Raw genomic sequence first — 10,692 nt, 5'->3', positions numbered from 1 at the left:
CCGGGGGGCAGGCAGGCGCAGCCCGGTGTTGCCACCGGGCAAAGTCAATCGGTTTGGCGATTGGGTTATGCAGAGGTCGTTTGGAGATAATTTTCCGCAGATGTCCCCTTGCTGGGAGCGCCCGAGGTGGCAGATTGGCCTGCGGGGCGTTTTACTCTGGATGCCGGGGCATTGGCAGTTTATCCATGAGATATGCGCGAGAATCCAAAATTCATCCATCTTCGAGTTCACAGCGAATATTCACTGCTCGAGGGGGCCGTACGGCTCAAGAAATTGCCTGATTTGGCGGTGTCTATGGGCATGCCGGCCATTGCGGTGACGGATACCAACAATATGTTTTGCGCCCTGGAGTTTTCGGAAGCGGCGTCCAAGGCGGGTATTCAGCCAATCATCGGCTGCCAGGTGGATATGGCCTATGACCCCGCACCTGCGACTGAAAAGCCGCGCGCTCCGGCCGCCTTGGTGCTTTTGGCGCAAAATGAGCGCGGGTATGAAAACCTCATGGCGCTCAACTCCTGCCTCTATCTGGACAGCGACGGAACGCTGCCGCAGGTGCAAATGGCGCAGCTGGCCGCCCATGCGGAGGGTGTGATCTGCCTGACCGGCGGGCCCAATGGGCCTTTGGGGAAATTGCTGCAAAATGGTCAGACCGCCAAGGCGCAGGCTTTACTTGAAGGTTTGGCACAGGCCTTTGGAGATCGGCTTTATGTGGAGCTGCAACGTCATCCCAGCGAGGATGGGCGTATGCCCGACGCTGAAACGCTCAGCGAACGTGGCTTGGTTGAAATGGCCTATGCGATGGATTTGCCGTTGGTGGCCACCAACGATGTGTATTTCCCCAGGCCGGAAATCTACGAGGCCCATGATGCGTTGATCTGCATTGCGGAAGGCTCTTATGTGGATCAACAAGGTCCGAGACGACGCCTCACCCCACAGCATTACCTCAAATCCCCGGCAGAAATGGCTGTGCTCTTTGCGGATTTGCCGGAGGCCTTGGAGAATACAGTCGAAATCGCCCGCCGCTGCGCGTTCAAAGCCTATAAGCGCGATCCAATTTTGCCGAAATTTGCCGATGATGAGGTGCAAGAACTGCGGCTACAAGCCAATGAGGGGCTGGCGCGCCGTTTGGCTGTGATCCCCCATGCGGTTTCGCCTGAGGACTATCAAAAGCGGCTCGATTTCGAGCTGGACATCATCGAGGGCATGGGATTCCCCGGCTATTTCTTGATCGTGGCGGATTTTATCGGTTGGACCAAAGCGCAAAACATCCCGGTAGGGCCGGGGCGCGGTTCAGGCGCGGGCTCGCTCGTGGCCTATGCCTTGACGATCACGGATCTGGATCCTCTGCGCTATGGCTTGCTGTTTGAGCGATTTTTGAACCCGGAACGGGTCTCAATGCCCGATTTTGACATCGATTTTTGCATGGATCGTCGTGAAGAGGTGATCCGCTATGTCCAACAAAAATATGGCCGTGACCGGGTGGGGCAAATCATCACCTTTGGGGCCTTATTGTCGAAAGCGGCTGTGCGCGACATTGGGCGGGTGCTGCAAATGCCCTATGGGCAGGTAGACCGCTTGTCTAAAATGATCCCGGTTGAAGGGGTTAAACCGGTGAGTATCGAAAAGGCGCTGGCCGATGAGCCGCGTCTGCGCGAGGAAGCACGGGCGGAAGAGGTTGTAGATCGACTGTTGACCTATGGCCAGCAAGTGGAAGGGCTGCTGCGGAATGCCTCAACCCATGCGGCGGGCGTGGTGATTGGCGATCGGCCATTGGATCAATTGGTGCCGCTTTATCAAGATCCGCGCTCGGACATGCCGGCAACGCAGTTTAATATGAAATGGGTCGAGCAGGCCGGCCTGGTTAAATTCGATTTTTTGGGCCTCAAAACGCTAACCGTTATTCAAAATGCGGTGGATTTAATCAATCGCTCGCGTCCGCTCCATCAATCGGCCGATGGGCGCGCGCTCTATACGCCGCCGCCCGGAATGGAGGGCGATATCAGCGCCATTCCTTTGGACGATGCGGCCTCCTATGCACTCTATTCCGCGGCGAAAACCGTGGCGGTTTTTCAGGTGGAATCCAGCGGAATGATGGATGCGCTGAAGCGTATGAAGCCCAACTGCATTGAAGACATCGTGGCCTTGGTGGCGCTCTATCGGCCGGGGCCGATGGAAAATATCCCAAAATATTGTGAGGTCAAAAACGGATTAAGCGAGCGTGAGCTGCTGCATCCTTCGGTCGATCATATCTTGGATGAGACGCAGGGCATTATTGTTTACCAAGAGCAGGTGATGGAAATTGCGCGTCAAATGGCGGGCTATTCTCTGGGGGGCGCCGATTTGTTGCGCCGCGCCATGGGCAAAAAAATTCAAGAGGCGATGGACGCGGAACGGCCCAAGTTTTTGGCCGGCGCGGCGGACAATGGGGTGGATGAAAAAACCGCCAAAGCGACCTGGGATCTGCTCGATAAATTCGCCAACTATGGCTTTAACAAATCCCATGCGGCCGCCTATGCGGTGGTGAGCTATCAGACCGCTTGGCTCAAGGCCAATCATCCGGTTGAGTTTATGGCCGGGGTTATGAATTGTGATCTGCATCTCACAGATAAGCTGGCGATCTATTTTGATGAAGTGCGCAAAGGGCTCAGTCTCCCCTACATCCCTCCTTGTGTGAATCGCTCGCAAGCACGGTTTGACGTGGCTGAGGGCGCTTTGGTCTATGGGCTTGGCGCGTTGAAAAATGTCGGTGTTGAGGCGATGGGGCTGATTACCAACGGCCGCGGCGATCGGCCCTTTAGCACCGTGTTTGATTTTGCCCGGCGTGTGGATCTCAAACGTGTGGGCAAAAGACCGCTTGAGATGCTCGCGCGGGCTGGGGCGTTTGATCAATTGGACCGTAATCGGCACAGGGTCTTTGACAGTTTGGATGATCTTGTCGCCTATTCGGCGGCAGTGCATGAGCAGCGCAATTCGAGCCAAGTTAGCCTTTTTGGCGAGGCCGGTGAGGATCTGCCTGAACCGCGCCTATCTCCCGTGCCCAATTGGTTGCCTGCGGTGCAATTGGCAGAAGAATTTAAGGCGATTGGCTTTTACCTGTCCGGTCACCCGCTGGATGACTATATGTCCTCGCTCAAACGCTCTGGGGTCATTACGCTTGACCAGCTGAGTGAAAAAGCCAAGGAGGGCCCGCTTGTTGCCAAATTGGCCGGTATTGTCGCCGGGCGACAGGAGCGTAAATCTGCGCGGGGCAATCGATTTGCCTTTGTGCAGCTGAGCGATACAACCGGCGCTTTTGAGGCCACCATGTTTAGCGATACGCTTGAGACCTCCCGCGAATATCTTGAGGCGGGCTCGAAGATTGTCTTGAGCGTTGAGGCGACGATGGAGGCCGAGCAGCTGAAATTGCTGTGCCGCTCGGTACAGCCCATGGATGGGGCGGTGGCCCAGGCGGGCGGTTCTGGCTTGCGGATCTATCTTGATACGCCCCTTGCGATTGAGCCTGTCGCCACGGTTCTGCGAGAGGCGGCGCGCGCCACCAAGCTGGGCGCCAAGGGTCCGATTTCCTTTTGTCTGCTCGATGACAGCCTGCCCGGCGAGGTTGACATGGACCTCGGCCAAAACTTCCCCGTAACGCCGCAAATCAAAGGCGCTTTGAAAAGCCTTGAAGGCGTATTGATGGTGGAAGATTTATAGAGCGCTGCCGGGGGCTTTGGCCTCAATATTCTTGGGCATTAATAATGCGGTGGGCGTTCATCACCAAGAATGACGCCACCGCCGCCATCGGCTTCACGATCCCGCGCGCGCTGGGCCAAAAGATCGACAATCCCCGTCAGGCGGCGCAATTCCGCATCCTGTGTGGCGACAACGTCGGAGAGCTCTTCGACAGTGCGAGTCAGATAGGCGATTTGTTCTTCAAGTGCTTGTGTCATGCCTGCCATGTGCGCGATCTCACCTCTTGGATCAAGCATCTTTTTGCGCGCCAGGTCACGGCGCAGGTCAACTCGCATGTTGCCCCCCGGCGCTGGGGCGGTTAAATGCAGGCCAAGACATAGGGGTTGATCATGGCCAAACAGAAAAAAGCACCCAAACCAAAGGCGCTGCCGCCGAAAGGGTTTCGCGATTACTTTGGCGCAGATGTGTCCGAGCGGGCGGAGATGCTGCGGCGCATAGCGGATGTGTATCATCTTTATGGGTTTGAGCAGCTGGAAAGCAGCGCTCTGGAAACAGTGGAGGCTTTGGGTAAATTTCTGCCCGATGTGGATCGCCCGAATGAAGGTGTCTTTGCCTGGCAAGAGGATGACGATTGGCTGGCGCTGCGTTATGATTTGACAGCGCCCCTGGCGCGGGTCTATGCCCAACACCGCAATGAGCTGCCCAGCCCCTATCGCCGCTTTGCCATGGGGCCGGTTTGGCGCAATGAAAAACCGGGGCCAGGCCGGTTTCGTCAGTTTTATCAATGTGATGCGGATACGGTCGGATCGGCCAGCATGGCCGCTGATGCAGAGATTTGCACCATGCTTTCTGACACGTTGGAAAAAGTGGGCATTGCCCGCGGCGATTACATCATCCGGGTGAACAATCGCAAAGTGCTCAATGGTGTGATGGAAGTGGCCGGTATTTTGGACCCTTCGGATCCAGAAAAATTTACCGATGAGCGCGGGATTGTGCTTCGGGCGATCGACAAGCTGGATCGTTTGGGGCTGGAGGGTGTGCGGGCGCTGCTGGGCGCGGGCCGCAAAGATGACAGCGGCGATTTCACCCAAGGTGCTGGGCTTGCCGCAGCGCAAGCTGAGGTGGTCATGGGGTTCATGCAGGCACTGGGCGCCACCCCTGCGGACACCTTGAGCAATTTACGCCGCCTGGTCACAGGCTCGGCCATAGGTGAAGCCGGCGTCGATGAGCTGCAACAGATCTCGGAGCTGGTCACAACCCAGGGCTACGGCGCGGATCGCATCGTGCTAGACCCGTCGGTTGTGCGCGGGTTGGGCTATTACACGGGTCCGGTCTATGAGGCGGAATTGACCTTTGAAATCAAGGATGAAAAGGGCCGGCCCAGGCAATTTGGTTCGGTTGCAGGGGGCGGGCGTTATGACGATTTGGTCAAGCGTTTCACCGGGCAAGAAGTGCCAGCAACAGGTGTTTCCATTGGGGTCGACCGCCTCTTGGCGGCGCTGCGGATGAAGGGGCAATTGCAAAGCGCGCAGTCCGGTCCCGTGGTCATCACTGTGATGGACAGGGCGCGTATGGGCGACTATCAGGCGATGGCAACGCAATTACGCGCCGCGGGAATTCGCGCCGAAGTTTATCTCGGCAATCCCAAGAATTTTGGCAATCAGCTGAAATATGCAGACAATCGCAACAGCCCCATCGCCATCATCGAAGGCGGTGATGAGCAAGCGGCTGGGATTGTGCAGATTAAGGATTTGATCCTGGGCGCGCAATTGGCCAAAGAGGCCAGCTTAGAAGAATGGAAGGCTCGGCCAAGTCAAATTGAAGCGCCCCGCGCGCAGCTTGTGGAAAAGGTGCGTGAGATGCTGGCGGCACAGGGCGCGGCACAATGAGCCAGCTTCGTGCAGAGACTGCACGCCTTTTGGGGGTCTTTGAGGCTACTGGCGCGGTACGAGTGGAGGCCGATATTCTGCAACCGGCCGATGTGTTGCTGGACCTCTATGGTGAAGATATCCGTGCGCGCGCCTATGTGACCTCAGATCCTTTGCGCGGTGAGCAGATGCTGCGGCCAGATTTCACCGTTCCGGTGGTCCAACGCCATATGGCCGTGAGCGCCGAGCCCGCCCGATATACATATGCCGGGCCGGTGTTTCGCTATCAAGACAGCGCGACTGGCCGCGCGGCGCAGAGCGAGCAGGTGGGTTATGAAGTGTTTGACCGTAGCGCGCCTGAGGCGATTGAGGCCGAAGTCTTCGGACTGTTTCACCGTATTCTTGCGCCCCTGGATCTGACCGCCTCAACGGGGGATGTCGGGCTCTTGCGGGCGGCAATTGACGGGCTGACCACTTCCGATGCGCGAAAGGCGGCGTTGCGGCGTCACATTTGGCGGCCTTTGCGGTTTCAGTCCTTGCTGGCGCGGTTTTCGCAGCCTGTCGCACCGAAAGTTTTGGGGGCAGGCGGGCAGCAGATTGGTCTGCGCAGCGCTCAGGATGTGCAGGAACGATTGGCCCAATTGCAAGAGGAGGCCGCAGCGCCGCCCATTCCGCCCGCTGAGATTGAGGCTTTGACCGATCTTTTGTCGATCCGGGGCAAATTGCCGGAGGCTTTGGAGCTTTTGCAAGCGCTCACCCGCCGTTTGCCCTCGATTGGCCCTGCGGTGGCGCATATGGCCGCCCGGATCAAAGCGCTGGATGCGGCTGGGGTGGATGTGGCGCAGATCGGGTTTGAGGCGGCCTATGGGCTAACGGCCATGGAATATTACGATGGGTTTGTGTTCGGCTTTTATGCCGCAGAGCCCGGCTGGCCCGCCATCGCCTCCGGTGGGCGCTATGATGCTTTGACCCGCGTGCTAGGACAGGGACGGGCGGTGCCGGCGGTTGGGGGCATTATTCGGCCTGAATACAGCCTGCGGGCCGAGGCGGGGAGCGCATCATGATAAAGCTTGGCGTGCCCTCCAAGGGGCGGTTGATGAAAGAGACTTTTGAATGGTTCGCAGAGCGGGGTGTTCAGCTGTCGAAATCTGGCTCGGATCGCGAATATGTCGGCCGGGTTGAGGGGGTTGATGGGGTTGAGCTTGTGTTGCTCTCTGCTGGAGAGATCCCGCGCGAATTGGCCGCTGGCCGCATTCACCTTGGGGTGACCGGTACGGATTTGGTTCATGAGAAACTGGCCAATTGGGCAGATGCAGTCGCGCCTGTCGCCCAGATGGGCTTTGGCTTTGCCGATCTCATTATTGCCGTGCCAGCCTGCTGGCGTGATGTGACCTGTCTGCACGATCTTGATGCGGTTGCGGCTCGGTTCCGCGCTGACCATGGCTTTCGCTTGCGGATTGCCACCAAATATCACCGTTTGGTACGCCAGTTTTTGACCCTGCAGGGTGTGGCCGATTACCAATTGGTGGACAGTCAGGGCGCGACTGAAGGGGCCGTGAAGAATGAGACCGCCGAAGCCATTGCAGATATCACCAGCACTGGCGCTACGATTGCGGCCAATCACCTGCGGATTTTGGAGGATGGTTTGGTCTTGAAATCTCAAGCGACCCTCTGGAAATCGCGCAACGCTGGCGGCGACTGCGGGCCTTTGATCCGGAAAATTGGCGCTCAATAGCGGTCATAAAATACCGATAGAGGCCAAAGCCGCCTGCATCTCGGCCGGCAGCGCGTCATCACTGGGGCGCGCTTTGGCCAAATCAGGAGGCGCGTCATTTGGTTGCAGGTAGCGCCAGCCTTGAAAAGCCCGCTTGGGCGTTGCGGCCACAGCGATCAGCTCTGGATCTGTGACAATCGCGCAGCGGCGAATGCCGTCTGAACCTATGGCCTCATCGAGGCGGATCAGCTTTTGGCGACATAAAATTGCACCCTTGATAATCCAATAGATTGAACCGCCTGCGAGCAGCTCTTCACCGCGTTTGGGCCACATGCGGGTGACATGGCGCGGCAGGCCATCGCGGGTCTGCGCCATGGGGCTGGACTGCCACGCGCGCAGACCCTCAATCGACTCCGTGCCCACGCTGAGCTTTACTAAGTTTATGTGTTTCGGCAACTCGTCACCCTATATATTGTGTGTCAACTGCAAAAGATCAGATTCGAGCCCGGGATACAAGTTGACCTTTGAACCCGTGAAGGCTAGTTTCAAATCTTCTCTTTGCGCTTATATATGGAACGGTACATGACACGCTTTGCAGCTCCAATCGCCGAACAAATCTGGGATATGAAATACCGCTTCAAACAAGCGGATGGTACGCCCATTGATAAGACCGTCGAAGACAGCTGGCAGCGCATCGCGCGCTCTTTGGCCGCGGTCGAGACCGCACCCGCCGAATGGGAGCCGAAGTTCTACGACGTTTTGGCCGATTTCAAATTTTTGCCGGCCGGGCGCATCACTGCTGGGGCTGGCACAGAGCGGAGTGTGACTTTGTTCAATTGCTTTGTCATGGGCACAATTCCCGACAGTATGGGCGGGATTTTTGACATGTTGAAAGAGGCCGCGCTGACCATGCAGCAAGGCGGCGGCATCGGATATGATTTCTCGACCATTCGTCCCAAAGGGGCAAAGGTAAAGGGCGTTGCTGCGGATGCCTCGGGCCCCCTCTCCTTTATGGATGTTTGGGATGCTATGTGCCGCACGATTATGTCGGCAGGCAGCCGGCGCGGCGCGATGATGGCGACTATGCGCTGTGATCACCCGGATATTTTGGATTTTATTACCGCAAAACGCGATCCTGCGCGTTTGCGGATGTTTAATGTCTCGGTTTTGGTCACGGATGCCTTTATGGCGGCGGTCAAGGCCGATGAGCCTTGGGATTTGGTTTTTGAGGGGGAGGTCTATCACAGTCTGCGGGCGGTGGAACTTTGGGATCAAATCATGAATTCCACCTTTGAGTTCGCCGAACCAGGTGTGATCTTTATCGATCGGATCAATCAGGCCAATAACCTCAATTATTGCGAAACCATCGCGGCCACCAATCCTTGCGGTGAGCAACCCTTGCCGCCCTATGGTGCCTGTCTGCTGGGATCGATCAATATGGCGCGTTTGGTCTCTGATCCTTTTGGTGCTCAGGCCAAGCTGGATGAGGCGGTCTTGTCCGATTTGGTCGCAACCGCAGTTCGGATGATGGATAATGTGGTGGATGCCAGCCGTTTCCCACTGGAGGCGCAACAGCGCGAGGCTGAGGCTAAGCGCCGGATTGGCCTTGGGGTGACCGGGCTGGCCGATGCTTTGCTCATGGTTGGGCTGCGTTATGGATCCGTAGAAGCGGCGGCGCAGACTGAGGCCTGGATGCATCAAATTGCCCGTGCGGCCTATTTGGCCTCTGTTGATTTGGCAAAAGAAAAGGGGGCGTTTCCGCTGTTTGACGCTGAGGGCTATTTGGCCAGTGGCGCGATGGAGCAGATGGACGCTGATGTGCGCGATGCCATTGCCAAGCATGGCATTCGCAACGCACTTCTGACCAGCATCGCGCCGACCGGCACGATCAGCCTTTACGCCGGCAATGTGTCTTCTGGGATTGAGCCGGTCTTTGCCTATGCCTACACGCGCAAAGTTCTGCAAAAAGATGGCACGCGCACCGAAGAAGAAGTGATCGACTATGCCGTGCAAATGTGGCGTGACAAGATGGGCGACGCAGAGCTTCCCGATTATTTCGTCAATGCGCAAACCCTGGAGCCTCTTGAGCATGTCCGGATGCAGGCTGCGGCGCAGAAATGGATCGACAGCTCGATATCTAAAACGATCAACTGCCCCGAAGATATCAGCTTTGAGGCTTTCAAAGACGTTTACATGGCCGCTTGGGATCAAGGCTGCAAAGGCTGCACCACCTATCGGCCCAATGCGGTCACAGGATCTGTTTTATCTGTGTCAGAGGAGGGCGAAAAAGCGCCCGAGGCCGATACAGGCGCCGATGTGGTCTATATCAGCGAGCCTTTGAGCCGCCCCGAGGCGCTGGAAGGGCAAACCTATAAGGTGAAATGGCCAGACAGCGAGCATGCGCTTTACATCACGGTGAATGATCTGCTGCTCAACGGGCATCGCCGGCCGTTTGAAGTGTTCATCAATTCCAAGAATATGGAGCATTTCGCCTGGACCGTGGCGCTCACGCGGATGATCTCGGCAGTGTTCCGGCGCGGCGGTGACGTGAGCTTTGTGGTGGAAGAGTTGAAAGCGGTTTTCGACCCGCGAGGCGGCGCTTGGGTGGACGGGAAATATATCCCTTCGATTCTGGCCGCTATCGGCGGGGTGATCGAGCATCACATGGTGGTCACGGGCTTTTTGTCCGGTGAAGGCATGGGGCTCAAATCTGACCCGCAAGCCGAAGTGGTGAATCTAGAGCAATCTCGGGGCGCCGCCTGTTCAAGCTGCGGGCAATTTGATCTGCGTATGGTCGAAGGCTGCATGACCTGCGGCAGCTGCGGCTATTCGAAATGCGGCTGAATTGAACAGGCCCGGCCTGCGGATCTTTCGCGAGGTCGGCTCTTTGTTGCCGCTGGACCTGCTCGTGCGATGCCCTATTTGTCATGAGCGGAGTGTAGCGAGCGAGCAGAGACCCATGGCCCAACTAGAAGTTCTTTATAATGCTGAATGCCCGATTTGTCGTCGGGAGATAGAGCATTACAAACGCCTCTCCGGCGATGATTTGGCCTATGTTGAAATTACTGCGCAAACGGCCGCAGATTGGGGCCTCAGTGAAGATCAAGCGGCCAAACAGCTGCACGTCCGGCGCGGCGCGCAGATCTCAGTCGGGGTCGAGGCCTTTGTGGCGATTTGGCGGCAACTGCCTTATTTTTGGATCTTGGCGCCGATTGTCAATTTCAAACCCATCAAGGCCGTCTCCTCTGTGATCTATCGCCGGTTTCTCGCCCCCTTACTATTTGCGGCGCATAAGCGCCGCAGGCGGCGCGGCGGGGCTGCGGGCTCCTAAATTTGCGCCTGCCCTATACTTCCGATGCAAAAACGCCTATCCGCGCTCTATTGAGGTGCCGCTGAGGCGCCCAATTGGGGTTGGTCGGTCCATGGGGGGCTGCAGCG

8 protein-coding genes are annotated in these 10,692 nt (G+C 57.3%); 6 read left to right on the top strand and 2 right to left on the bottom strand.

Features of this window, described 5'->3' with window-relative positions:
• Positions 1–192: 192 nt before the first annotated feature.
• Positions 193–3,693, top strand: coding sequence for a DNA polymerase III subunit alpha (gene dnaE / locus RCA23_RS10795; protein WP_044050325.1), 3,501 nt, complete (start codon positions 193–195; stop codon positions 3,691–3,693).
• A gap of 38 nt (positions 3,694–3,731) precedes the next feature.
• Here the strand turns inward: dnaE and RCA23_RS10790 are convergent, their stop codons facing one another.
• The gene (locus RCA23_RS10790) at positions 3,732–3,929 is read right to left on the bottom strand and encodes a SlyX family protein (RefSeq protein WP_044051500.1); all 198 of its coding nucleotides are present in this window, start codon (positions 3,927–3,929) and stop codon (positions 3,732–3,734) included.
• 132 nt (positions 3,930–4,061) lie between these two features.
• Here RCA23_RS10790 and hisS point away from each other — a divergent pair, with 132 nt between their 5' ends.
• Genes hisS through hisG form a run of 3 tightly spaced genes read left to right on the top strand, consistent with a single transcriptional unit; the run spans position 4,062 to position 7,275 of the window.
• A complete protein-coding gene (hisS, locus tag RCA23_RS10785; RefSeq protein WP_044050324.1) occupies positions 4,062–5,561 on the top strand; it encodes a histidine--tRNA ligase in 1,500 nt (499 codons plus the stop codon).
• A complete protein-coding gene (locus RCA23_RS10780) occupies positions 5,558–6,604 on the top strand; it encodes an ATP phosphoribosyltransferase regulatory subunit (RefSeq protein ID WP_044050323.1) in 1,047 nt (348 codons plus the stop codon). The genes hisS and RCA23_RS10780 overlap by 4 nt, the downstream gene beginning before the upstream one ends.
• Positions 6,598–7,275, top strand: a complete 678-nt coding sequence (hisG, locus tag RCA23_RS10775; protein WP_044050322.1) for an ATP phosphoribosyltransferase — start codon at positions 6,598–6,600, stop codon at positions 7,273–7,275. The genes RCA23_RS10780 and hisG overlap by 7 nt, the downstream gene beginning before the upstream one ends.
• Before the next feature lie 3 nt (positions 7,276–7,278).
• On the opposite strand, the gene RCA23_RS10770 is transcribed toward hisG, so the two are convergent.
• Positions 7,279–7,710: a DUF1489 family protein gene (locus RCA23_RS10770; protein ID WP_044050321.1), complete on the bottom strand. Its 432-nt coding sequence runs from the start codon at positions 7,708–7,710 to the stop codon at positions 7,279–7,281.
• Between the two features lie 126 nt (positions 7,711–7,836).
• On the opposite strand from RCA23_RS10770, the gene RCA23_RS10765 reads away from it, so the two are divergent.
• Positions 7,837–10,098 carry an adenosylcobalamin-dependent ribonucleoside-diphosphate reductase gene (locus RCA23_RS10765; RefSeq protein ID WP_044050320.1) on the top strand — a complete coding sequence of 754 codons (2,262 nt, stop codon included), beginning with the start codon at positions 7,837–7,839 and terminating at the stop codon, positions 10,096–10,098.
• Between the two features lie 115 nt (positions 10,099–10,213).
• Entirely contained in the window at positions 10,214–10,585 is a 372-nt protein-coding gene (locus tag RCA23_RS10760) for a thiol-disulfide oxidoreductase DCC family protein (protein ID WP_044050319.1), read from the top strand.
• Positions 10,586–10,692: the final 107 nt, after the last annotated feature.

The organism is Planktomarina temperata RCA23, from assembly GCF_000738435.1.
GTDB lineage: Bacteria > Pseudomonadota > Alphaproteobacteria > Rhodobacterales > Rhodobacteraceae > Planktomarina > Planktomarina temperata.
Note: the sequence above shows the minus strand (reverse complement) of the source record. Positions and strands in the feature narration are given on the sequence as shown.

Excerpts from the sequence above, each read along its gene's own strand:
- dnaE (WP_044050325.1), top strand. The coding sequence starts at position 193 with ATGCGCGAGAATCCAAAATTCATCCATCTTCGAGTTCACAGCGAATAT.
- RCA23_RS10790 (WP_044051500.1), bottom strand. The coding sequence starts at position 3,929 with ATGACACAAGCACTTGAAGAACAAATCGCCTATCTGACTCGCACTGTC.
- hisS (WP_044050324.1), top strand. The coding sequence starts at position 4,062 with ATGGCCAAACAGAAAAAAGCACCCAAACCAAAGGCGCTGCCGCCGAAA.
- RCA23_RS10780 (WP_044050323.1), top strand. The coding sequence starts at position 5,558 with ATGAGCCAGCTTCGTGCAGAGACTGCACGCCTTTTGGGGGTCTTTGAG.
- RCA23_RS10765 (WP_044050320.1), top strand. The coding sequence starts at position 7,837 with ATGACACGCTTTGCAGCTCCAATCGCCGAACAAATCTGGGATATGAAA.
- RCA23_RS10760 (WP_044050319.1), top strand. The coding sequence starts at position 10,214 with ATGGCCCAACTAGAAGTTCTTTATAATGCTGAATGCCCGATTTGTCGT.